At 59.1% G+C, this 24,006-nt stretch carries 20 protein-coding genes; 15 read left to right on the top strand and 5 right to left on the bottom strand.

Going from position 1 to position 24,006, the window contains the following annotated elements; all coding sequences use genetic code 11:
* The first annotated feature begins 304 nt into the window (after nt 1-304).
* The 3 genes from A0251_RS03535 to A0251_RS03545 are packed head-to-tail and all read left to right on the top strand — an operon-like array spanning nt 305 to nt 3,639.
* The gene (locus tag A0251_RS03535; RefSeq protein WP_062815426.1) at nt 305-1,234 is read left to right on the top strand and encodes a metal-dependent hydrolase; all 930 of its coding nucleotides are present in this window, start codon (nt 305-307) and stop codon (nt 1,232-1,234) included.
* Nucleotides 1,235-1,273: 39 nt separating this feature from the next.
* Nucleotides 1,274-2,113 (top strand): SDR family oxidoreductase, encoded by an 840-nt coding sequence (locus tag A0251_RS03540; protein WP_197461837.1) that lies wholly within the window; start codon nt 1,274-1,276, stop codon nt 2,111-2,113.
* Between the two features lie 14 nt (nt 2,114-2,127).
* Nucleotides 2,128-3,639, top strand: a complete 1,512-nt coding sequence (locus A0251_RS03545) for an NAD(P)/FAD-dependent oxidoreductase (RefSeq protein WP_062815427.1) — start codon at nt 2,128-2,130, stop codon at nt 3,637-3,639.
* A gap of 86 nt (nt 3,640-3,725) precedes the next feature.
* On the opposite strand, the gene A0251_RS03550 is transcribed toward A0251_RS03545, so the two are convergent.
* On the bottom strand, nt 3,726-4,337 hold the full coding sequence (locus A0251_RS03550; protein WP_062815428.1) for a TetR/AcrR family transcriptional regulator: 612 nt from the start codon (nt 4,335-4,337) through the stop codon (nt 3,726-3,728).
* Nucleotides 4,338-4,484: 147 nt separating this feature from the next.
* Between A0251_RS03550 and A0251_RS03555 the strand changes: the two genes are divergently transcribed.
* The 3 genes from A0251_RS03555 to A0251_RS03565 all read left to right on the top strand — a co-directional run bounded on the left by A0251_RS03555 (nt 4,485) and on the right by A0251_RS03565 (nt 9,185).
* The gene (locus tag A0251_RS03555) at nt 4,485-5,417 is read left to right on the top strand and encodes a ferritin-like domain-containing protein (RefSeq protein ID WP_062815429.1); all 933 of its coding nucleotides are present in this window, start codon (nt 4,485-4,487) and stop codon (nt 5,415-5,417) included.
* 78 nt (nt 5,418-5,495) lie between these two features.
* Complete coding sequence (locus A0251_RS03560; protein WP_062815430.1) at nt 5,496-7,064, top strand: NAD(P)/FAD-dependent oxidoreductase; 1,569 nt, start codon at nt 5,496-5,498, stop codon at nt 7,062-7,064.
* Between the two features lie 192 nt (nt 7,065-7,256).
* Nucleotides 7,257-9,185 carry a choice-of-anchor I family protein gene (locus A0251_RS03565; protein WP_062815431.1) on the top strand — a complete coding sequence of 643 codons (1,929 nt, stop codon included), beginning with the start codon at nt 7,257-7,259 and terminating at the stop codon, nt 9,183-9,185.
* Between the two features lie 166 nt (nt 9,186-9,351).
* On the opposite strand, the gene A0251_RS03570 is transcribed toward A0251_RS03565, so the two are convergent.
* Nucleotides 9,352-9,651 (bottom strand): DUF1244 domain-containing protein, encoded by a 300-nt coding sequence (locus A0251_RS03570; protein WP_062815432.1) that lies wholly within the window; start codon nt 9,649-9,651, stop codon nt 9,352-9,354.
* Between the two features lie 117 nt (nt 9,652-9,768).
* Here A0251_RS03570 and A0251_RS03575 point away from each other — a divergent pair, with 117 nt between their 5' ends.
* The 3 genes from A0251_RS03575 (at nt 9,769) to hemH (ending at nt 12,231) form a co-directional block, all read left to right on the top strand.
* The gene (locus tag A0251_RS03575) at nt 9,769-10,542 is read left to right on the top strand and encodes a hypothetical protein (protein WP_062815433.1); all 774 of its coding nucleotides are present in this window, start codon (nt 9,769-9,771) and stop codon (nt 10,540-10,542) included.
* A gap of 81 nt (nt 10,543-10,623) precedes the next feature.
* Entirely contained in the window at nt 10,624-11,031 is a 408-nt protein-coding gene (locus tag A0251_RS03580; RefSeq protein WP_062815434.1) for a thioesterase family protein, read from the top strand.
* A 108-nt stretch (nt 11,032-11,139) separates the two neighbouring features.
* The gene (hemH, locus tag A0251_RS03585) at nt 11,140-12,231 is read left to right on the top strand and encodes a ferrochelatase (RefSeq protein WP_062815435.1); all 1,092 of its coding nucleotides are present in this window, start codon (nt 11,140-11,142) and stop codon (nt 12,229-12,231) included.
* Nucleotides 12,232-12,331: 100 nt separating this feature from the next.
* On the opposite strand, the gene A0251_RS03590 is transcribed toward hemH, so the two are convergent.
* Nucleotides 12,332-13,351, bottom strand: coding sequence for an isocitrate dehydrogenase (locus tag A0251_RS03590; RefSeq protein WP_062815436.1), 1,020 nt, complete (start codon nt 13,349-13,351; stop codon nt 12,332-12,334).
* Nucleotides 13,352-13,460: 109 nt separating this feature from the next.
* Nucleotides 13,461-13,910, bottom strand: coding sequence for a redox-sensitive transcriptional activator SoxR (soxR, locus tag A0251_RS03595; protein WP_062815437.1), 450 nt, complete (start codon nt 13,908-13,910; stop codon nt 13,461-13,463).
* Nucleotides 13,911-14,068: 158 nt separating this feature from the next.
* Between soxR and A0251_RS03600 the strand changes: the two genes are divergently transcribed.
* Nucleotides 14,069-15,034 (top strand): ABC transporter ATP-binding protein, encoded by a 966-nt coding sequence (locus tag A0251_RS03600; RefSeq protein WP_062815438.1) that lies wholly within the window; start codon nt 14,069-14,071, stop codon nt 15,032-15,034.
* Between the two features lie 2 nt (nt 15,035-15,036).
* Complete coding sequence (locus tag A0251_RS03605; RefSeq protein WP_062815508.1) at nt 15,037-15,798, top strand: ABC transporter permease; 762 nt, start codon at nt 15,037-15,039, stop codon at nt 15,796-15,798.
* Nucleotides 15,799-15,956: 158 nt separating this feature from the next.
* Here the strand turns inward: A0251_RS03605 and A0251_RS03610 are convergent, their stop codons facing one another.
* A complete protein-coding gene (locus A0251_RS03610; RefSeq protein ID WP_062815439.1) occupies nt 15,957-16,907 on the bottom strand; it encodes an AraC family transcriptional regulator in 951 nt (316 codons plus the stop codon).
* 675 nt (nt 16,908-17,582) lie between these two features.
* Here A0251_RS03610 and A0251_RS03615 point away from each other — a divergent pair.
* The 4 genes from A0251_RS03615 to A0251_RS03630 all read left to right on the top strand — a co-directional run bounded on the left by A0251_RS03615 (nt 17,583) and on the right by A0251_RS03630 (nt 23,967).
* The gene (locus A0251_RS03615) at nt 17,583-18,767 is read left to right on the top strand and encodes an efflux RND transporter periplasmic adaptor subunit (RefSeq protein ID WP_062815440.1); all 1,185 of its coding nucleotides are present in this window, start codon (nt 17,583-17,585) and stop codon (nt 18,765-18,767) included.
* Between the two features lie 82 nt (nt 18,768-18,849).
* Entirely contained in the window at nt 18,850-22,020 is a 3,171-nt protein-coding gene (locus A0251_RS03620) for an efflux RND transporter permease subunit (protein ID WP_062815441.1), read from the top strand.
* Complete coding sequence (locus tag A0251_RS03625; RefSeq protein ID WP_062815442.1) at nt 22,013-23,422, top strand: efflux transporter outer membrane subunit; 1,410 nt, start codon at nt 22,013-22,015, stop codon at nt 23,420-23,422. Before A0251_RS03620 ends, A0251_RS03625 begins: the two co-directional genes overlap by 8 nt.
* Before the next feature lie 185 nt (nt 23,423-23,607).
* On the top strand, nt 23,608-23,967 hold the full coding sequence (locus A0251_RS03630; protein ID WP_062815443.1) for a DUF4189 domain-containing protein: 360 nt from the start codon (nt 23,608-23,610) through the stop codon (nt 23,965-23,967).
* Nucleotides 23,968-24,006: the final 39 nt, after the last annotated feature.

The following is a 24,006-nucleotide window of genomic DNA, read 5'->3' on the forward strand; positions in this document are numbered from 1 at the left end:
GGGGTGACCAGAGGCTGGCGCCGGCATCGGCGAATGGCAGGTTTGAATGGCGCCGTTTCGGTACTTTTTCCATTTAAATCAGGTTGTTGCTGATTGTTTCTTGGCGCCATTCCGTCCAGTCTTTTATCTGTTAGCCGTCTGGATTCAGCAAGCAGAAGAGGCCGTAGGGGGGCAGGGCGAACCGAATTGAACCCGAACAAGCATTCGCTTTATTGTGTCACCCGTCAATGTAACAGTAGTGCGCGCCGATCTGTTTCCCCGGTGCGCAAGATTATCGGCTTTGCCCCATTGGACAGGTGACCAAATGACCACTGCAACGATTCATTCATATGTGCCGAAAAACGCCAAGCAACGGCCCGAGATGCCGATCCGCCATATGGATTTTCAGTTCGATGGCAAGCAGCTTGACGATACCTTCTTCAGAAACACGGAGCTGGCGTCGGCATACTTCGAAGCCTTGTCCATCTTTCTGACCTTTGGCGAAGATCTGGTGATTGATACCGCCCGCCATCACCGTCAGTTTGTGAAAGATCCGGAGCTCAAGCGTCTGGTAACCGCCCTGATCGGCCAGGAAGCGATTCATTCCAAGATGCACAATGAGTTCAATGATGTGCTGGCCCAACATCGTTTCCCCGTGGGGCTGTATCGTTTTCTTGCCGACAAGGTGTTTGAGCACGGCTTCAAGAAACTGCCCAACCGCATGCAGCTGTCCTTGATGGCGGGCATTGAGCATTTCACCGCGGTGCTGGCGGAATACATGATGAAGCACGAAGACATCTTCTATGAGTCTTTCGACGAGAAGCAGCGGGCCCTGTGGATGTGGCACATGCTGGAAGAGTCAGAGCATAAAGATGTGGCCTACGACGTGTTCCAGGAATTGTCCGGCGACTATTCCCTGCGTATGCAAGGCTTTGCCCTGGCGGCCTTCACCATCGTTTTCCTGATTCCGGTTGCGGCATCCTTGATTCCAATCATGCGCAAGCCGCGCAATCTGTTGAGCCCGCGTTACTGGAAGGATGTGCAGCGCAGTCTGGCAGTCATGGTCGGGCCCAAAGATGGGGTGTATGGCAGCACCATCAAGCATATCCTCGATTACACCCGCCGCGATTTTCATCCCAGTGACCACGACACCAGTGCGTACCTGGAGTACTACAAGGAAAAACTGCTTAACCCGAAAACCGGGCTGTTGGCGCCTTACCTGACAAAGGAATTCGTGCCGGGCAAGCGTGCCTGAACGAACACTGAATACTCGACCTGTGAAAGGGATAACAAAATGATGAATATTCTCAAGTTTCGTTCCAGCAAGCCCAGCTATAACGGTTATGCCGTTGTCACCGGTGCCGGTAGTGGTATCGGGCGAAGTTTTGCCCTGGAACTGGCCAAACGAAACACCGCGGTGGTTTGCGCAGATCTGAAGCTGGAAAGTGCCGAAGAAACGGTGGCACTGATTGAAAAAGCCGGTGGCAAGGCCTATGCAGTGGCCTGCGATGTGGGCAAGGCGGCCCAGGTGAAGAAGCTCTCCGAGCAGGCGGAGAAGCTGCTCGGCAACCCGGTCACCATGGTCATCAACAATGCCGGCGTAGGTATCGGTGGCAAGTTCGAAGAGCTCAGCCTGCAGGACTGGAAATGGGTGATGGATGTGAACCTCTGGGGGGTAGTGCACGGCTGTCACTACTTCGTGCCCGGGTTCAAGAAGCAGGGCCGCGGTGCCATTATCAATGTGGCCTCTGCTGCGTCCTATACCGCTGCACCGGAAATGAGTGCCTACAACGTGACCAAGGCCGGTGTACGGGCCCTGTCCGAAACCCTCTACGCGGAACTCAAGCGCGATAATATCAAGGTCAATGTCCTGTGCCCGACCCTGGTGCCGACCAACATCATCAAGGATGGCCGCATTCCGGATCGTTACTCCAAACTGGCCGACCATGCGCTGATGAACTATGCCATGACCACCAGTGACTCCGTGGCCAAGCTGACCCTGAATCGTCTCGACAAGGGTGAGCTTTACACCACCCCGCAGGTGGACGCCAAGCTGTTCTGGATGATGAAGCGCGCCACCCCCAACCTGTATGCGAACCTGCTGGGCTTCTCCTACCGGTTTGTTAAGAATTAAACGAGGTATTTCCCATGCCAGCGACTGAGAAAAAAACCGCCCCTGAGGCCAGGATTTACGACACCTTTATTGTTGGTGCCGGCATCTCCGGTCTGTGTGCTGCCATCAAGATGAAGAAAGAGGGCTATCACGATTTCAAGATCATCGAGAAAGCCAGCCGTGTCGGCGGGACCTGGCGGGAAAATACCTATCCGGGCTGTGGTTGTGATGTCCCTTCCTCCCTGTATTCGTTTTCCTTTGCCCTGAGCAGCAAGTGGAGCCATCTGTTTGCTCGCCAGCCGGAAATCCTCAGTTACCTGGAAGAGGTCAGTGAGGACTTCGGCATCAACGATCTGATCGAATTCGGCACGGAGCTGGAACACGCCGAGTGGGATGAAAGCCGCCATCTGTGGGTCTTGGATACCAATAAAGGCCAGACTCTGGCGCGCACCGTGGTCTTTGCCACCGGGCCGATTACCGAAGCGCAGATCCCCTCCCTGCCGGGACTGGATAGCTTCAAGGGCGAAATGTTCCATTCCGCCAAATGGAACCATGATTATGATCTGACCGGTAAACGTGTGGCGGTGATTGGCACTGGTGCTTCGGCGATCCAGTTCGTGCCGCAGATCCAGCCCAAGGTGAAAGAGCTGCATGTGTTCCAGCGCACGGCTCCCTGGGTGCTGCCCAAGCCGGATATGGATCTGGGCGACACCAGCAAGCAGCTGATCGACAAGCTGCCGATTATCCAGAAGAGCTGGCGCAAGGCGGTAGCGACATCGTTGAATGTGATCAACTTTGGCCTGCGTAATCCGGCGGCCCTGAAGCCGGTGAGCACGGCAGCCAAACAGTTGTTGCGCGTGCAGGTGAAAGACAAGGCACTGCGCAAAGCGGTGACCCCGGACTTTACGCTGGGCTGCAAGCGTATCCTGTTTGCCAACAACTATTACCCGGCCCTGCAGGCAGACAATGCCAACCTGATTCCCCATGGCCTGGTGGAAGTGGAAGGCAATACCGTGATTGCCGCCAATGGTGAGCGTCACGAAGTGGACGTGATCATCTGGGGGACAGGTTTCGAGGTGTCTCACCCGCCCATTGGTCGCAAGGTGATTGATGCCAACGGCAACCGCCTTTCCGACCTGTGGAAGGACAGCTCACCGGAAGCCTATCTGGGTGCCACCATGAAAGACGTGCCCAATGCTTTCCTGGTACTGGGGCCGAACGTGCTGGTGTACGACTCTTTCATCGGACTGGCGGAAGCCCAGCTGGACTACATCATTGATGGTTTGAAAAAGGTGAAGCAGAAAGGTATCACCCGTTTTGCGATCAAGCCTCAGGTATTGAAAGCCCACAACGATAAAGTCCAGAAGCATCTGAAGACCACGGTGTTCAACAGTGGTGGCTGCAAGAGTTATTACCTGGACCAGAATGGCCGCAACTTTGCTGCCTGGCCCTGGTCGCTGAAAGAGCTGAAGAAGCGCCTGAGCCGTTTCAAGGTCAGTGACTACGAAGTGGCCTATCAAAGCGCGGAGAAAAAGAAAGCCGCCTGACGACGATTAGATGACGGGTCTATTGAATGAGGGGAAGCGAAATGCTTCCCCTCATGCTTTCTACGCCACCGCGGGCGTGAAGGCGGTCAGCCGGCCAATTCCACCTTCTTATCCACATAGCTGGCCAGGATATCCCCGAACACGGTTGTCAGCTCCTCGAAGCTTTGTATCGGGTTGTCCTCGGACAGATGCCTGACCACGGTGAAAATGCCGCCATTGATATAGAAATAGGCCACGGTGGGAATGTTGGGCAGCTTCAGCAGCTCCGGGTGGTGCATCAGGTACTGGGTGAACAGTTCCATGAGGGCGCTGTTGATCGGTGATTGGTAGATCACCATGTCCATGCTGAAGGCGTGGCGGGCACAGCGAAGATAGAGCTGGTTGTTCTCTTCCAGGAAGTCCCGAAAACTGAACAACAATTTCTCGATGGCCTCACGGATGTCCAGACGAACCAGTTCCGGGATCAAGGGTTTGATCAGATCCACGGTGTCACTGACAAAGCGTTTGCTTGCCGCATCAATGATGGCGTCCTTGTCCTCAAAATATTCATACAGCGAACCCACGCCAATACCGGCTTTTTCCGCGATCTGCCTGGCAGTGATAGCACTGGGGCCGTGGCTGGCAATGGAGATCAGGGCGGCCTGGACAATGGCATCCACGGTGGCCTTGGAGCGTTGTTGTTTGGGTTTGCGAGCCATCTGATTATCCGAGTTGAATCCGAACGAGCATTCGCTTTATTGTTACATCAACTACTGTGACAGTAAATATCTTTGTCACCATCAACGGTGCGCCGGGCCCTGCGGCCTTTCGTCACCACAGGCAGAATAATCCGTAAGGAGTGCATCATGGCTTCCATCGATCTGGACAAAATGCTGACCAAAATCAAAAGCACCCAGTGGGCCCTGTCGGACATCGATTGGGACGCTCCCGGTGCCGAACTGATCACGGATGAACAGTGGCCCAAGCTGAAAGAGTTCATGGCCGATCTGATGTGGATCGAGCACGTGGGAGCCCGCGCCTTTGCGGCACTGGCAAAAAAGGCACCGGACGATACCCTGCGTCAGATTTACACCTACTTCCATGCGGAAGAGCAGCGTCACGCCAATGCGGAAATGGCACTGATGAAGCGCTGGGGCATGCTGGAAGGGGATGAGATCCCCGAGCCCAACATCAACCTGCGTATCGTCATCGAGTGGCTGGATCGCTTTGCCGATGAGATGCCGCTGTATGTGCTGGGTACCGTGGTGCCCATGCTGGAAATTGCCCTGGACGGCGCCCTCTGTACCTTCCTGCTGGATACCGTCAAAGATCCGGTTTGCCATCAGGCATTCGAACGAATCAACGACGATGAATCCCGCCACCTGGGCGTGGGCTTTACCGTGATGGAAATGCAGGGTCGCGGAAAAACCTTCATCGGCGCCACCAAAATGCTGGCCCCGTTGATGGACCCGCGGTTGATTCTGGGTATCGCCTCCTATGCGCCTCTGCTGAACAAAATGCGCGACAACGTAATTGCCATGGGCTTGCCGGAAGAAAAACTCTACAAGGCCATGAAGAAGTTTGAGCGTATCGGTGGTCGTACCGAGGATGGCCGTCGCAACCCCTGGTTCCAGATCATCAAATACCATGGCCGCTTTGTGACCAACCGCAGCCAGAAGGCGTATCACGTCCCCGTCGACGGGCTGGTGAAACTCACCAATATGGTGCCCCGTCGGGCCCTGCCGGCAGTGCCTTCCTGGGTGAAGGAACTGACCTGGCAGCCCACAGCGACCCACTGATTCCCCATAGATATGTCATCACCATGGGCCGTTTTGGCCCATGGTGATGCCCTCCGATTTCGTAAGAGCTAGACCGTTATGACTGAACCCACTGCCAAGAAAAAAACGGCACCGCGCAAGGCAGCGACGCGCAAGCGTGCCCCCGCGGCAAAGAAAGCCGCGGCGGCCCGCAAACCCGCCCGTAAGACTCCATCGGTAAAGCCCGTGTCAGTGTTGATTGTTGGTGCCGGCTTCGCGGGTCTGGGCATGGCCATTCGTCTCAAGCAGGCCGGCATCAATGATTTCGTGATTCTGGAACGAGGCAACGCCGTGGGTGGCACCTGGCGGGATAACCAGTATCCCGGGGCCGCCTGTGACATTCCCTCCAACCTGTATTCCTATTCCTTCGCGCCGAACCCGGACTGGTCGCGGAGCTTTTCCGGCAGTCAGGAAATTCTTGGTTATATCCATCATCTGGTGGCCGAGTTCGACCTGGAAAAGCATATTCGCTTCGAGCAAAACGTGGCGGAGCTGAGCTTCGATGACAAAACCGGCGTGTGGACTGCCACCACGGACAAGAAGGCTGTCTTCGCCGGACGTGCTGCGGTCATGGCCCAGGGGCCGTTATCCAACTGCAGTTTCCCTGCCATCACCGGCATTGATGATTTCCAGGGTCACAAGATTCACAGCGCCCGCTGGGACCATGATTATGACTTCAGCGGCAAGCGTGTGGCTGTAATTGGCACCGGTGCCAGCGGCATTCAGATCATTCCTGAACTGGTGAAAACCGCGGCCCATGTCAAGGTCTTCCAGCGCACCCCGGGCTGGGTGCTGCCACGACCGGATTTTGCCACTCCGGCCTGGAACAAGGCCCTGTTTCGCAAGCTGCCAGCCAGCCAGCAGGCCATGCGCAATCTGCTCTACTGGACCCATGAAAGCATGGCCCTGGCGGTGATCTGGAATTCGCCGCTGACGCGGATTGCTGAGCGAGTGGCGCGTCTGCACCTTCGCCGCCAGGTGAAAGACCGCTGGCTGCGCCGCCAGCTGACGCCGGATTTCACCATCGGCTGCAAGCGGGTGCTGGTCTCCAACGACTACTACCCGGCTTTGCAGAAAGACAACGCCAAACTGATTACCTGGCCCATTGCCCGTATCAGCGAAAAGGGCGTGCGGACGGTGGAAGGCATTGAGCATCAGGTGGATTGCATTGTCTTTGCCACCGGTTTCGATGTGAGCCACTCCGGCACGCCGTTCCCGGTGAAGGGCCGAGGCGGCCGGGTGCTCGGGGACGAGTGGCAGGGCGGAGCCCAGGCGTACAAGAGCATCAATGTGTCGGGGTATCCGAACTTGTTCATGACGTTTGGTCCCAACTCGGGACCTGGCCATAATTCGGCGCTGGTCTACATGGAATCCCAGCTCGACTATGCGGTGAAAGGCATCAAAAAAATTCTTCAAGACAATCTGAAAATGCTGGACGTGAAAGAAGACGTCCAGCGTCGCCACAACAAGGAAATGCAAAAGCGCCTGGCCCGGACGAACTGGAATTCCGGCTGCAAAAGCTGGTATCTGACCGAAGATGGTTTCAATGCCACCATGTACCCGGGTTTCGCCACCCAGTACGCGGCTCAGATGGCAGAATTTGAAGAGCGTGATTACGAAACCGTCTGACCCCTTGGTCTGGTTTCTTCCGGTGAACGCGGCCTCTGGCCGCGTTTTTTTTGCGGTGCGTTTCATGTTCTTGGGCCGCGTCCCGCGTTTGCCATAAAAGCATCACGCTTTTGTCGCAGTGGCTTCATCCCGCCCATTTATAAACCCAGGTTCACTGATCATTAAATAACACGAACCGTTGGGGAGTTCACCATGACATCCTGGTATAGCCTGGGGGCCGGCGTACTGCTGGCTGCTGCCTTGACTGCCTGTGGCGGTGACAGCAGCGATGACAATCCTGCTGCTGGTGGCGAGCAAGTGAAAACGCCGGATGGCCTGCGTTTGTCCTTTCTGAGCCGCTACGAATCTGGCAGCTTTGACGCCTCTGCGGCGGAAATTCCTGCGTTTGACAGCGCAAGCCAGCGCCTGTTTGTGGTCAATGCAGAACAGGGCGTACTGGATGTACTGGATTTCAGTGACCCACAACACCCGGAAAAAATAGGGTCCCTGAGTGTCGGGGAAGTGGCGCCGGGTGCGGAAGTGAACGGCGTCGCCGTAAAAAATGGACTGGTGGCTATCGCCATTGAAGCGGATCCGAAAACCGACAACGGTTTCGCTGCCCTGTACCGGGCTGAAGACCTGAGTCTGCTCGGTAGTGTGGAAGTCGGAGCCCAGCCGGACATGATTATCTTTACCCCGGATGGCAGCAAGGTGCTCACCGCCAATGAGGGTGAGCCCAGCGATGATTACCAGATTGATCCTCCGGGCTCCATCAGCATTATCGATATCAGTAATCCGCAGGATCCACAGGTCGATACTGCGGATTTCACAGCCTTCGATGCGGATACGTTACGCAGTATGGGGGTGCGCATCTATGGTCCCGGCGCGGATGTGGCCATGGATCTGGAGCCGGAATACATTGCCGTGTCCACCGATGGCAAAACCGCCTGGGTGACCCTGCAGGAGAATAACGCCCTGGCCAAGGTCAGCATTGATACCGCCACTGTTACCGACATCCTGCCGCTGGGAGAAATTGATCGTAGCGCGGAGGGTTTCGGGCTGGATGTCAGTGATGATGACCAGGAAATCCATATCAAAACCTGGGACGGTGTGGTGGGGCTGTACCTGCCTGACGCCATCCAGGCCTACAGCGCCGGTGGCAGCACCTATCTGGTGACGGCCAACGAAGGCGATGCCCGTGCCTGGGGGGAAGATAACGATGCTTACTGGGGCACCGAAGGCGAGGACTGCATGGGGGATGCCAGCCAGGGTTTCGTGGAAGAATTCCGCGTCAAACATCTGGTACATGCCAGTGGCTTTGATCGCCGCTGTGGCGACGATCTGCCTCCCCAGTTGCGTGAGCTGGGTGCCGGGGCGCTGCTGGATCCCGCCGTGTTCGGTTATTGCGGTGCCAGCGCCGGTGATCCCGGTGACTGCCGTGAAGATGATGTGTTGGGCCGTCTCAACATTACCTGGGCCATGGGCTACAAAACCGATGAGGCGGGCAGTCCGCTGATGTACAACGACGCGGGTGAGCTGGATCAGGCTGGCACCCGCATCATGTATGACACCCTGTACAGCTATGGCGGCCGCTCTTTCTCCATCCGGGATGAAAACGGCAACCTGGTATTCGACAGCGGTGACCAAATCGAACAGTTCCTGGCCAGCGAGGAATGTCGGTTGGGTACCAACCGCAGCATCGCGTGCCAGGATTACTTCAACAGTGGCCATGATGAAATCAACGCCATGGACAGCCGCAGCGATGCCAAAGGTCCGGAGCCGGAGGGGCTCACCATCGGTGCCATCGGTGACAAGACGTTCCTGTTCATGGCTCTGGAGCGGATGGGCGGCATTCTGGTCTATGACATTACCGACCCCCAGCAGCCCCAGCGACTGGACTACCTGAACAGCCGCAATTTCTGGGGTGGCGGTGGTGACGGCGCGGACATCGAAGACCTGATCGATGACGGCCTGCTGGCAGAAAGTGATGTGGGGGCCGTGGTCGGTGACCTGGGTCCGGAAGGGCTGGTATTCATCCCCGCTTCCGACTCTCCCAGTGGGATGCCGTTACTGGTCGTCGGTAATGAAGTCAGCGGCACCACCTCGGTCTATGAAGTGGAAACCCTTTTTGACGAAGAGTAAATGTCGCTTACCCGATCAAGGCGGCCTTCGGGCCGCCTTTTTTATGGCGTATCGCGAGCGCGGAGGTTGAGCCAGGCCAGTCCCGGCAAGGCGTCAGGGGCAAGATAGCGCTTGCGCCCGTTGCTACTCGCTTCCCGGGGCGCAGCGCCGACGATGCCAGAGTCACCTACGTCTTCTTCGCATCAAGCGCTGCCAGCTGCTCCGGCGTGGCCGGTTGCTGGTGTTTTTCCTTCCATTCGGCATAGGGCATGCCGTAGACCCATTCCCGGGCCGCCTCGTAGTCCAGCGTCAGCTCCCGGTCTTCGGCGGCGGCCACCAGCCATTTGGACAGACAGTTACGGCAAAAGTCCGCTAGGATCATCAGGTCGATATTCTGCACGTCCTTGTTTTCGTCCAGGTGCCGCAGCAAGCGGCGAAAGGCGGCGGCTTCGAGTTCGGTGCGTGTTGCCGTATCCAGCGAGCTCATGGGGCTTCTCCAGCAAAAGGGGGGAGGGCCATGATACGGGCGGAAAACGGCAGCCGTCGACGCCGGGCGCGTAGCATGCATACTATGGGGCACAGTAACCCGTATGGAGGAAGGGCGATGTCATTGAAACGAGGCGTAGCAATCGGTGGTCTGTTTGTGGCGGCGGCGTGGCTACTGGTCAGCTGTGGCATGAACAGTGAGGAAAAACGACTGGCGGCGGCCATTGATCAGGCCTTGCAGACCCGGGAGTTGAGCTACTGGCAAGTGGACGATCTGGATATTCAGGATCAGCGAGAGGACCGCACCGGACCTGAGGAAATCATCACCTACAAGGTGGAAGCCGTGCTGGCCCTGGAGAAGCCCTTGCGTGAAGTCCGCTATGTTGATGACATCGGCAAGCGAGTGGTGACCCGTACGGCGCTGGCAGAAGGGGAGGAGCGCGACCTCACTGCCTCGGTACAGATCATCCGCGGTAATGGTGAAGAGAACGTGGTGACCACCCTGGACGAGCAGGACTTGCCGCGCGGCATGGTCGCCGAAGACTTCGAGCAAAGGTTTGACGGTTGGCAGGTCATTGCTGAAGACAGCGATGAATTTGCCGAGCTGGAAAAAGAGCTTCAGGGCAAACTGGACGACAGTCTGTCGGCCCTGGCAGAGGCGGATCACACCCTGCGCCAGATTCAGGTGCAACTGATGGCCTCGCGGGCGGAACTGGCGGTGCTGGAAGAGAATGCGGAAGCCGTGGGTGGCCTCGGCGAACCTATGGAAAAAGCCAGCCAGGATGTGGAGGCCCTGATCGAGCGGGTGGAAGAGCAGGAGGCGGCCCGCGACAGCCTTGGCGAAGAGGTTGAGCGTCGCAAAAACGCCCTGGCCAGCCTGCGGGGTGAATGACACCAGCCTGAGAGTCAATATTCAGGGCCGGGGGCGTCTCGGGTATCATGACGCCCCCGCAGTCCTGATGAGATAACCGCCATGTTTGAGCTCACCGTCACGCCCCGCTTTTACGAAACCGATGCCTTTGGTCATGTGAACAACACCGTGGTCACCGGCTGGTTCGAAACCGGGCGGACGCCCCTGTTTCAATTGTTCGGGGGTGGCAGTGACCCGGCGTCCCTGCCCTTGATTCTGGCCCGGGTGGAAGTGGATTTTGTCGGCCAGATCTACTACGGCAGCGATGTACTGTTGCGCACCGGCATCGAGAAAATTGGCAACAGTTCCTTCGTGGTGGCCCAGCAGGCCTGGCAGAACGGCAAGCTGGTGGCCCGTGGCAAGGCGGTGCAGGTCTACTTCGAGCATGACAAGCAGGCCTCGGCGCCAATCCCCGAGGCGTTTCGCCAGGTGCTCGCCGAGCATCAGGGGCCTCTGGCGGAAACCCTCTAATTTCCGACTTTGATCAGATCGATAGGCATGGCGCGCCTGCTACCTTGACGTTGCCACGCTACACTATCGGCCATACTGATCGCTTAACGTAATGGCAGCGAGGAACGGATGGCTTATCAGGGACAACAGAACTTTGATCACCGCCAGGCGCAGAAGCTGGGGGTGCTGATCACCAACCTGGGGACCCCGGATGCGCCAGAGACCGGCGCCCTGCGCCGCTATCTGCGTGAATTCCTCTCCGATCCGCGGGTGGTGGAAGTGCCCCGCTTGATCTGGTTCTTCATTCTCCACCTGGTGATTCTGGTGATTCGCCCGCCCCGTTCTGCCCATGCTTACAAAAGCGTCTGGACGGAGGCGGGCTCGCCGCTGATGGTGCACACCCAAGCCCAGTGTGCTGGCATCCGCGAGCGGTTGCAGAACAAATTCGGTGACGACATCGACGTCCGCTTTGCCATGCGTTACGGGAATCCTTCCATCGCCAGCCAGTTGCAGGCCATGGAGGAGGCGGGGGTGCGCAAGCTGGTGGTGCTGCCCTTGTACCCGCAGTATTCCGCGTCCACCAATGCCTCCACCTTTGACGCCATTGCCAAGGACTTCATGCAACGACGCTGGTTGCCGGACCTGCGGTTTATCAGCCACTACCCGGATTATCCGCCCTACATCGAGGCCATGGCCAACCACATCGAGGCGTTTCGTGCCGAACACGGTACGGCGGACAAGCTGATCTTCAGCTACCACGGTGTGCCGAAAAAATACCTGCTTAATGGCGACCCCTACTTCTGTGAATGCCACAAGACCTCGCGGCTGCTGGCGGAGCGGCTGGGCCTGGGCGACGACGACTGGCTCACTACCTTCCAGTCCCGCTTTGGCCGTGAGGAATGGCTGAAGCCCTACACCGACCACACCCTGATGGCGCTGCCGGAGCAGGGTGTGAAATCCGTTCAGGTGTTCTGCCCCGGCTTTTCCTCCGACTGCCTGGAAACCCTGGAAGAAATCGATGTGGAAAACCGGGGGTACTTCGAGGAGGCTGGCGGTGAGTCGTTTGCCTACATCCCGGCACTGAATGCAGAGCCCGGCCATATTGATGCGCTGGTCCAGCTGATTGAAGAGAATCTTCAGGGCTGGGAGCTGCCGGAAAATGATGCCGTGGGCCTGGACGAACGCCAACAACGGGCCCGCCAACAAGGCGCTGATCACTAGTTCATGATCCATAACGCAAGAGGCCGCACCCATACATGGGCGCGGCCTCTTGCATTTCAGGACAGGAAAACCCGCCCCGCGAACGGTTCACTATTCACTGTTAACTGTTTTGTTCCAGCCTGCGCACCAGCTCATCGGTAAATTCGCTGGTACTGGCGCGGCCGCCCAGATCCGGGGTGACGATTTCGCCTTCGCCGACTACCTGACGCACGGTGCGGCGCAGCTGTTTGGCCTTGTCATGCAGCTCGATGTAGTCGAGCATCAGGGCCCCGGCCAGCATGATGGCGGTGGGGTTGGCGATGCCCTGGCCGGCGATGTCCGGGGCGCTGCCGTGGACCGCTTCGAACAGACCACCGTGCTCACCGATGTTGGCGCCGGGGGCTACGCCCAGGCCGCCGATCAGGCCGGCACACAGGTCTGAAAGGATATCGCCAAACAGGTTGGTGGTAACGATCACATCGAAGCGATGGGGATTCATGGCCAGCTGCATGGCGCAGGCGTCCACGATCATTTCCTCGTGCTCCAGCTGCGGGTAGTCCTCGCGAACCTTGCGGGCCACGTCAAGAAACAGGCCCGAGGTGGACTTCATGATATTGGCCTTGTGCACCACCGTGACCTTCTTGCGGCCCTGTTTCACCGCTGTTTCGTAGGCAAAGCGCAGCAAACGTTCGGACTCGGTGCGGGTGATGCGGCTGCGCAGTTCGGCGGTTTCGCCATCCTCGCTGACGGTCTGGCCCAGTCCGGAATAGATGCCTTCGATGTTTTCCCGCACGGTCATGATGTCCACGTTGTCATAGCGGGACTTCACCCCGGGAATGGACAGGGCCGGGCGCACGTTGGCGAACAGGTCGAAGGTCTTGCGCAGGGTCACGTTCACCGACGTGAAGCCGCCGCCTACCGGCGTGGTGATCGGGCCTTTCAGGGCCAGGCGGTTGCGGCGGAGCACTGCCAGGGTTTCTTCCGGTACCAGATCCAGCCCTTTGTCCAGGGCGGTCTGACCGGCAATGGCATATTCGAATTCAAGGCCGCAATCCAGGGCTTTCAATACCCGCACCGTGGCATCCACGATATCCGGTCCGATTCCGTCGCCGGGAATCACGGTTACGGTATTCTTGTTCATGCTGCCTCCTGATTGCGAAAGGGGTGTTGCCAGCATCACATTGTGCCCGCTGAAGATGTCAAAATGAATGCCGACCATGGTCGCAAGGCCGCTGTAAGCCTGAGCCTCCCTAGAAATGGGGCCCCGGGCCTTTCTCCGACAGGGAGTCAAAGGGATTGCGCAGCCGGCAGGCCTTGATGGACAGGCAGCCACAGCCGATACATTCGTTGAGCTGGTCGCGCAGTACGGTCAGATCATTGATGCGCTCGTTCAGGTGAATGCGCCATTTGGCGGACATGCGCTTCCAGTCGCGGGCGGTGGGGCTGCGGCCATCGGGCAACTCGGCCAGGGCCTCGGCAATCTCCGCCAGCGGGATGCCGATACGCTGGGCCACCTTGATGACGGCCACCCGGCGTAACACATCGCGATGATAGCGGCGCTGATTGCCGGCACTGCGTGAGCTTTGTATCAGGCCTTTTTTTTCATAAAAATGCAGGGCGGAAACGGCCACGCCGCTACGTTCAGCCACCTCGCCAACGGTGAGAGCCTTGTGAATATCGTCTGCACAGGACAGGGTCATGATGGAAGCCTTTGCTGATGAACGTTGACCTTAACCAAGGTTAAGGTCTTATGCTGCCAAACCGTTATTAGCCTTGCCAGCGGTTGGGCGTTATTTCGGGCATAATATGGCGGCTCAGGGGAGACTCTGAGTCAGCAGGTCCAACAAAGGAGAAAGTGGTGAGTGCTGTTATTTCCGTGAAAGACCTGAACAAGATCTATCAGGGTGGTTTCCAGGCCCTGAAGCACATCAATCTGGATATTCATGCCGGGGAGATCTTCGCCCTGCTGGGGCCCAACGGCGCCGGCAAGACCACCCTGATCAGCATTATTTGCGGTATCGTCAACCCGTCCAGTGGTACCGTGCTGGCGGACGGTTACGATATCGTCCGCGATTATCGCGAAGCCCGCAGCGCCATTGGTCTGGTGCCCCAGGAATTGTCCACCGACGCCTTCGAGACGGTCTGGGATACGGTGAGTTTCAGCCGGGGCCTGTTTGGTAAACCCCGTAACGATGCCCATATCGAGAAGGTCCTGAAGGTGCTGTCCCTGTGGGACAAGCGGGACAACAAGATCATGATGCTGTCCGGTGGCATGAAGCGGCGGGTAATGATCGCCAAGGCACTGTCCCACGAACCCAAGATCCTGTTTCTGGATGAGCCTACTGCCGGGGTGGATGTGGAATTGCGCCGGGAAATGTGGGAGATGGTGCGCCAGCTTCGCGAACAGGGCGTGACGATTATCCTGACTACCCATTACATCGAGGAAGCCGAGGAGATGGCAGACCGGGTGGGTATTATTCGTCAGGGAGAAATTATCCTGGTGGATGACAAGGCCCGTCTGATGCAGAAGCTGGGTCGCAAGCAACTCACCGTACATTTGGCCGAACCCCTGGAAAGTCTGCCAGCCGGTCTGGGCAGCGATGCGCTGGCCTTGTCGGACGACGGCTATGGGCTGATTTATACCTATGATGCCAACCAGGAAAGCACCGGCATTGCCGAGCTGCTGCGGGCATTGAATGCGGCGGGCATCGAGTTCAAGGATCTGCATTCCCGACAGAGTTCCCTGGAAGATATCTTTGTGGACCTGGTCCACAACGGCCAGCCCGCCACGGAAAACGCCACCCCAGCCGGAGAGGCCCGATGAAACTGAATATCTATTCCATTCGCGCCATCTACAAGTTCGAAATGGCGCGCACCTGGCGCACCCTGATGCAGAGCGTGGCCTCCCCGGTGATCTCCACCTCCCTGTACTTTGTGGTGTTCGGCTCCGCCATTGGTTCGCGCATGGTGGAAATTGGCGGCGTCAGTTACGGGGCGTTTATTATCCCCGGCCTGATCATGCTGACCCTGATGACACAGAGCATTTCCAATGCCTCGTTCGGTATCTACATGCCCACGTTTTCGGGAACGATCTATGAGGTGCTGTCGGCGCCGGTCTCCTATGTGGAGATCGTCATCGGTTATGTGGGAGCAGCCGCGACCAAGTCATCGATACTGGGCGTTTTGATATTGATCACGGCGCGCTTCTTTGTGGACTATGAGGTTCAGCATCCCTTCATGATGTTCGGCTTTCTGCTGCTTACCGCGATTACCTTCAGCCTTTTCGGGTTCATTATCGGGATCTGGGCGGATACCTTCGAGAAATTGCAGATCATTCCCCTGATGATCATTACCCCGCTGACCTTCCTGGGCGGCAGCTTCTATTCCATCGACATGCTGCCACCGTTCTGGCAAACCGTGACCCTGTTCAATCCCGTGGTCTATCTGATCAGTGGTTTCCGTTACAGCTTCTTCGGCAGCGCCGACGTACACATCGGCATCAGCATCGGCATGACCCTGTTCTTCCTGGCCATCTGTATCGCGCTGGTGTGGTGGATTTTCCGGACGGGATATCGGCTTAAGAGTTAATAATTAATAATGAATAGTTAATAATTACGCGATAAATTTTTTCGCATCTTTAAGGCATTGGGCCGCGCTCAATCTTTGGGCGCGGCCTCATACATTGGGGAAGGAGAGAAACCAGCTCGCGTAGTTATTAATTATTAACTATTAATTATTCATTGCTGTTAAGCGCTTATCTGCTCCCCCCGCAACTTCAACACATCCGCCTTGGGTGGCGCGCCAAACATGCGGCTGTATTCGCGGCTGAAGTGGGAGGGACTTTCGTAGCCTACCCGGTAGCTGGCGGTGGCCGCTTCCAGGCCCTCGGTGAGCATCAGGCGGCGGGCTTCGTAGAGGCGCAGTTTTTTCTGGAACTGCAGTGGCGACATTCGAGTGACCTGCTTGAAGCTGTGGAACAGGGTGGACTCGCTCATGTTGGCTTCTTCTGCCAGCTCCTTCACTCGCAATGGTTCGGTGTAGCGGCCACGCAGGGTGGAGATCACCCGGGAAATCCGGTTGGCCTGGGAGTCCGCAGCCACGAACTTGCGCATGCGCGGGCCCATCTCGCCGATCAGTGCCCGGTAGATGATTTCCCGCCGTGCCAGCGGTGCCAGCACCTGAATATCTTCGGGGGAATCCAGCAGGCTAAGCAGTCGGTACAGGGCGCCCTGCATGCGTTCGTCCATGTAGGACATGCACAGGCCGCAACTGATTTCCGGGCAAGGACTGTCCGGGTCGAAACTGGCTACCTTGTCACCCAGTTCCAGCACCAGGTCCGTTACCTCCTGCGGATCCACGGTGATCTTGGCAGCGAGATAAGGGCGATCCTTGCAGGCATCGACGATCTGTCCCTGCACCGGCAAATGCACGGAACTGGCCAGGTAGCTCATGGGGCCATAGACAATTTCCCGGTCGCCGAGCTGAATGGTCTTGGTGCCCTGCAGAATAAAAATCAGTGAGGGTTCATAGACGGTGGAACCGCAGGCCGTCAGCCCATCAGAGCGATACAAGTCCACACCTTCGATAGCGGTTTGGCGCATGCCGCTGCCATCGGCCCAGCGACCGACGATATCAGCCAGTTGCTGCTGGGGTCCGGCGCTGAGATTGCGGGGTAACTCCGGGGTTGTCACGGTCATGGCCTGTCCTCCTGTTGCCGGCAGTATACGCAGAGCGCTGCCAGCCCGTGTGCCCATTGAGTCACTTTCTGCAGGATCAGGCAATCACTGCGCAGAAACCGGCAATACGTCATGACTACCCTGGTGGATACGGCAAGCCGGGATACGGCGCCCGGCTTGTCCAAAAGCCTGGCAGCTCAATACGGTGTGCTTGAGGTAATGGCCTTTGTGTAGGGTCATTTGAGAATGCAGCCTGGTCGCTCACCTCTTCCTTTGTTGTTGTCACTTGCCTGAAATTACAATGCAAGGCGGCCTTCATATTGTCGGATCGCCCTTGCCGGGTTTATCACTTTTCGCCTTGCTAACAGAATCGGGCAATCTTCACGCAGTAACCCGCTACCGCCGAACTGGTGCCTCTCCGTATCGTGTCTTCCCTGACTGGCCGATCTGTTGGTGATCGTTTGCTGTTCCGTCTGGCGTTCGGCCAGAGACGGCGCCTATGAGGAAGATAGCAAAAGGCCGAGTCGAACCTGTATTGACCTCAACTTAGCTTGAGGAAATAGAGTGGCTGATCTGTTGGGGGTGATTGGCTTCACCAGAGAACCAGTCATCCCGTTTTTTTTGTGCGCTGTCGATTGTTGTCGTGGGTATTCGATAACTCGGCAGAGCTGGGTGGTGATAACAGGAGTTGCGGAGATGGAAAGTTTGAGTGGCGAAAGCGCCAGTGGTGCCGGTGTCTATTGGGCACTATTGGTGGCATTGATGGCGGCCGTGTTTCTTGCCGGTTGCGATGCCCGTAGTGAAGCCGGACAACAGATGCCGGCGCCGGAGGTGGATGTGGCCCGGGTGATTGCCGAGCCGGTGACGCTGTGGGAGTCCTTTACCGGCCGGGTAGTGGCGCCGCAAACCGTGGAGCTGCGGCCCCGGGTCAGTGGTTATATCGACCAGGTGGCCTTCGAGGAAGGGGAGCTGGTGAAGGCCGGTGACCTGCTGTTCCAGATCGATCCGCGTCCTTACCGGGCACGTTTGCAGGCGGCTCGCGCAGAGCTGGAGCAGGCCAGAAGCCAGCTGGAACTGGCAAAGAGCGAAGCGGGCAGGGCGAAAACCCTGCTGGAAAGTCGCGCCATCTCCCGTGAGGAATATGACCAGCGCAGTGCTGCCCTGCTCAGTGCCAAAGCGCTGGTAAATGCGGCCCGAGCAGCGGTGGATACGGCGGAACTGGATCTGCAATACACCCGCGTTACCGCCCCGGTGGATGGCCGTACCGGCCGTGCCATGGTGACCCGGGGCAATCTGGCCAATGCGGACCAGACCCTGCTGACCACGCTGGTATCGGTGAATCCCATGCATGTCTATTTCGAGGCCGATGAGCAATCCGCGTTCGAAAGCCTGCAGGTGCCTGGCGCGGGGAAGTCCGCCACGGTGCGGATCGGCCTGTCCGGGGAAGCCGGGTATCCGCACCGTGGCACGCTGGATTTTATCGACAACCGTCTCAACAGCGGCACCGGCACCCTGCAGTACCGGGCGGTGCTGGACAACCCGGATGGCATTTTTAAGCCGGGCCAGTTCGCGCGGGTGGAAATGCCGGTGGCCAAACTGGACCGCGCCCTGCTGGTCAGCCGCAAGGCGGTGATGACTGATCAGGACCGTCGTTTTGTCTACGTGGTGGACGACAACAACCAGGTGGTGCGTCGCCAGGTGACACCGGGCCGGTCGGTGGAGGATCTGCTGGTGATTCATCAGGGGCTGGAGAGCGGCGACCGGGTGATCGTCAACGGTATCCAGAAAGTGTTTGGCGATGGCATGCCGGTGCAGCCCAACCAGGTGGCCATGCGTTCTGCCAATGACGAGCAGCCTGCCATCGCGGTAGCGCAACCGTAATCCATCAACGCCGGGTAATCGCCCGGCAAGGGAACGACAAAGCGCGGCTGTGCGTCGGCACGGCTGACAGGAGTCTTTTGCCATGAATTTCTCGTGTTTTTTCGTCGACAGGCCGATCTTTGCCGCGGTGTTGTCGATCATCATTTTTGCGGTGGGCCTGATCTCGCTGCCCAGCCTGCCGGTGAGTGAATACCCGGAAGTGGTGCCGCCGTCGGTGGTGGTACGTACGGTGTACCCCGGCGCCAACCCCAAGGTGATTGCCGAAACCGTGGCCACGCCGCTGGAGGAATCCATCAACGGCGTTGAGGGGATGATGTACCTCAAGTCCGTGGCCGGGTCCGATGGTGTGCTGCAGATGACGGTGACGTTCCGCCCGGATATCGATGCGGACGATGCCACCGTGCGGGTACAGAACCGGGTGAGCCAGGCGCTGGCACGGTTGCCCGAGGATGTGCGGCGGCAAGGGGTCACCACCCAGAAGCAGTCGCCCACCTTCCTGATGGTGGTGCACCTGACTTCCCCGGACGGCCGCTACGATACGCTGTACCTGCGCAACTATGCCCGCCTGCATGTCCGTGATGCGCTGGCGCGGATTCGCGGTGTGGGCGATGCCCAGGTTTTCGGTGGGGGTGACTACGCCATGCGTGCCTGGCTGGACCCGGACAAGATTGCCGCCCGGAGTCTGACCGCGGCGGATGTGGTGGGCGCCATGCGCGAACAGAACGTGCAGGTGTCCGCCGGTCAGCTGGGCGCCGAGCCCATGCCGAGCAGTGATTTTCTGACTCTGATCAATGCCCAGGGCCGTCTGCGCACGGTGGAAGAGTTCGGTGACATCATCATCAAGACGGGCACTGATGGCGAGATCGTTCGTCTTTCCGATGTGGCCCGTCTGGAGTTGGGCGCCGGGGATTACACCCTGCGTGCGCAACTGGACAGCAAGGATGCGGTGGCCATCGGTATTTTCCAGGCCCCTGGCGCCAATGCGCTGGAAATTCGCGATCAGGTGGTCAGCACCATGGACGAAATCGCCACCCGTTTCCCGGCCGGGGTGGATTACGAAACCGTCTATGACACCACCATCTTTGTCAGTGATTCCATCAAGTCAGTCATCAAGACCCTGCTGGAGGCGGTACTGCTTGTCGTGCTCGTGGTGACCCTGTTCCTGCAGACCTGGCGGGCGTCCATCATTCCCTTGCTGGCGGTGCCCATTTCCATCGTCGGGACATTCGCGGCGCTCTATCTGCTCGGCTATTCCATCAACACCCTGACCCTGTTCGGGCTGGTGTTGGCCATCGGTATTGTGGTGGACGATGCCATCGTGGTGGTGGAAAACGTGGAGCGGAATATCGAGGAAGGTCTGACGCCCCTGGCCGCTGCCCACCAGGCCATGAAGGAAGTGTCCGGCCCCATTGTGGCTATCGGCCTGGTGTTGTGTGCGGTGTTTGTGCCCATGGCATTTCTGGATGGGGTTACCGGGCAGTTCTACCGGCAGTTTGCAGTGACCATCGCCATTTCCACGGTGATTTCCACGATCAATTCGTTGACCCTGTCGCCGGCGCTGGCAGCCATGTTGCTCAAGCCTCATAGCGCGCCGAAGGATCGCCTGACCAAAATCATCGATGCCTTGTTTGGCTGGTTGTTCCGGCCGTTCAATCGCTTCTTCAACGCCAGTTCGGAGCGCTATCAGAGTGGTGTGGCCCGTTCCCTGCGACACCGCGGCATGGTGTTTGTGATCTATGCGCTGTTGCTGGCGGGCACCGGGTTGATGTTCAAGGTGGTGCCGCCGGGCTTTATTCCCACCCAGGACAAGATGTATCTGATCGCCGGGGTAAAACTGCCGGAAGGGGCGTCTCTGGAGCGCACGGACCAGTTGCTGCAGCGGGTGGTGGATATCGGCATGGAGACCGAAGGCGTATCCCACGCGGTGGCCTTCCCCGGGCTCAACGCTCTGCAGTTCACCAACACGTCCAATACTGGCCTGGTGTTCTTCCCGCTGGAGCCCTTTGATCAGCGCAGCCGGACTGCCGCGCAGATCAATGAAGAAATCAACGGGCGCATCGCCGGCCTCAAGGAAGGTTTTGCCTTCTCCTTTATGCCGCCGCCGATTCTCGGTCTGGGTAATGGCAATGGTTACCAGATGTTCATCGAGGATCGCGGCAACCTGGGCTATGGCGAGCTGCAGAACGCGGTGAATGCATTCCAGAATGCGATCGCCCAGACACCGGGCATGGGTTTCCCGATCACCAGCTACCAGGCCAATGTGCCGCAGCTGAATGCGGAAGTGGATCGTGAACGGGCCAAGGCCCAGGGCGTGCCGCTCACCGGGCTGTTCGATACCCTGCAGACCTATCTGGGCTCCACCTACGTGAACGACTTCAACCGTTTCGGACGCACCTGGCAGGTGATCGCCCAGGCGGATGCGCCGTTCCGTGACAGCGTGGCTGACATCGCCAACCTGAAGACCCGCAACATCCATGGCGAGATGGTGCCCATCGGCTCCATGGTCACCATCAGCGAGGATTTCGGTCCGGACCCGGTGCTGCGCTACAACGGTTACCCGGCAGCGGACCTGGCCGGTGAGGCGGACCCCACCATGCTGTCCTCCGCCCAGGCCATGGACGTGCTGAGCAACATCGCCGAGGAGGTGTTGCCCGCCGGCATGACGTTCGAATGGACCGACCTGAGCTATCAGCAGGCCACCCAGGGCAATGCCGCGTTGCTGGTGTTCCTGGTGCTGGCCGCCCTCTACGAAAGCTGGACCCTGCCGCTGGCGGTCATCCTGATCGTGCCCATGTGCATGCTCTCGGCACTGCTCGGCGTGTGGTATTTCCAGGGCGACAACAACATCTTCGTGCAGGTGGGCCTGGTGGTGTTGATCGCGCTGGCCTGCAAGAACGCCATCCTGATCGTGGAATTTGCCCGCGAGCTGGAGCTGCAGGGCAGGGGCGTGGTGGACGCGGCGCTGGAAGCCTGCCGCCTGCGGCTGCGGCCCATCATCATGACGTCCATCACCTTTACCGCTGCCGTGGTACCGCTGGTGCTGGGTAGTGGTGCCGGATCGGAAGTGCGTCAGGCACTGGGTGTGGCGCTGTTCTTCGGCATGCTCGGGGTGACCCTGTTCGGCTTGTTCCTGACGCCGGTGTTTTATGTGGCATTGCGCAAGCTGGCCGGCGGCAAGCCCCCGGTGAGCCAGCATGCATCCACCATGGATGGCGATCCCCATGGTCGCCTTGAAGGAGAGAGCCATGCGTAAGTTTTCTGTCGCCGCGGTCACTCTGTTGCTGAGTGCCTGTGCGGTGGGGCCGGATTATCAGGAGCCGCCCACACCGGAGCCGGACGCTTTCCATGCTGCCGAGGCAACGGCGGCATCCCGGGAGCAGGCCGAGCAGCAGTTCTGGGCAGGCTTCGAGGACCCGCTGCTGGGGCAACTGATCGACCAGACCCTGGCCGCCAACCACAGCCTGCAGGCCGGCCTGGCCCGCTACGATCGTGCTGCGGCGTTGCTGTATGGCGCCAAGCGTGAGCAGTGGCCCAGCATTACCGCCAGTGCCAGCGGCGCCGAGCAGCACCTGGCGGACGTGGAGCGCACCCCGCCCGGTGCCGGCCCGGAACGGATGGAGGTGTACCAGGCCGGCCTGGCCGCCAACTGGGAGCTGGATCTGTTCGGTCGATTGCGCCGGGCCACCCAGTCGCAACAGGCGGAGCTGCAAGCCGCCGGTGCCGACCTGGGCGCGTTGCAGGTGGCGCTGGTGGGGCAACTGGCCAGCAGCTACTTCGAGCTGCGCGGGCTGCAACAGCAGTTGCAGGTGGCCGAGCAGAACGTGGCCCTGCAGGAGGAAACGCTGGATATCGTGTCTGCCCGGGTGGATGCCGGTCGCGGCACCGAGTTCGACCGGGTTCGCGCCCGCTCCCAGCTACAGCGCACCCGGGCAGCGTTGCCCACCCTGCGCGCCGGTATCCGTGCAGCCATGCATCGCATCGCCGTGCTCACCGGCCAGCCGCCGGCGGCGTTGATTGCCACACTGGAGAGAGATACGGGTTTGCCGGGAACGCTGCCGGTGATCCCGGTGGACAGCCCCGGCGATGTACTGCGCCGTCGCCCGGATATTGCGGCGGCGGAACGGCGCCTGGCCGCGGCCACCGCCCGCATCGGGGTGGCCACGGCGGACCTGTTCCCGCGCTTTACCCTCAGTGGTCTGCTGGGTTCGGTGGCGGCGGACAGCAGCGATTTGTTCAGCGGCCCGGCGGAAACCCGGCGGGTGGCGCTGGGCATTGACTGGACCTTCCTGGATCACGGCAAGGTCAAGGCGCGTATCGATGCCGCCGATGCGGACAGCCGCGCCGCCCTGGCGGAGTATCAGCAGGCGGTGCTGTCGGCCCTGGAAGACACCGAGACGCGCCTGGTCCGTTACCAGCGCGCCCGCCAGCGGGCCGGGCATCTGGAGCAGGCAGCAGAGAATGCCGAGCAGGCCGCCGAGCTGGCCCGCACCCGCTATGAGCGTGGTTTTATCGGCTACTTTGAGGTGCTTGCCGCAGAGCAGGAACTGACCGCCACCCGGGATGCCCGGGTACGCAGTCAGACCGATGTGGTGCTGGCCATGGTGGCCGTTTACCGCGCCCTGGCCGGCGCCCCGACCCAACAGCAGGATCAATGATGCGCCGGGGTGGAGGATTATCCGGGGGTATCCACCCCATCAGGTTTCCGTTCTGAGAGAATCTCTCTGAGGGAGTTTCCCCGGCCCCAAGGTTGATACCTCATATAGGGGATGTGCCCGTTGCAGCGAGCGCCTAAGCTGATTCACGGATCTCACACAATGAGAACACCAAGGAGAGGGACATCATGAACATTCAGAGTCTGGTTTTGCTGCTATCCCTGGCAATGGCATCCGTCGCCGGAGCGAACGGTGCCCTGGCGATCGATAGCAATCAGGGAGATCAATACGGCTTCAGCTATGACTACGGCACCCTGTCGGAAGCGCAGAGTCGTGCCTTGAGTGAATGCGGTTATGGTTGCCGGGTGGTACAGACCTTTTCGTCCGGCTGTGCGGCCTACGCCGCGGACCAGGCGCGGGGTAGCACGGCCTATGGTTGGGGTACCGCGTCCAATGGTGGGCAGGCGCAGAATACCGCCTTGCAGTATTGCCGTAGCCGGGGAGGTCAGCAATGTATGGTCCGCGCCTGGGGATGTAATTCCCGCTAGCGGTTCCAGCACACAAAAAAAGCGGGCCAGCGGCCCGCT

Origin of the sequence: Alcanivorax sp. NBRC 102024 (genome assembly GCF_001602235.1) — a bacterium.
Classification (GTDB): Bacteria; Pseudomonadota; Gammaproteobacteria; order Pseudomonadales; family Alcanivoracaceae; genus Alcanivorax.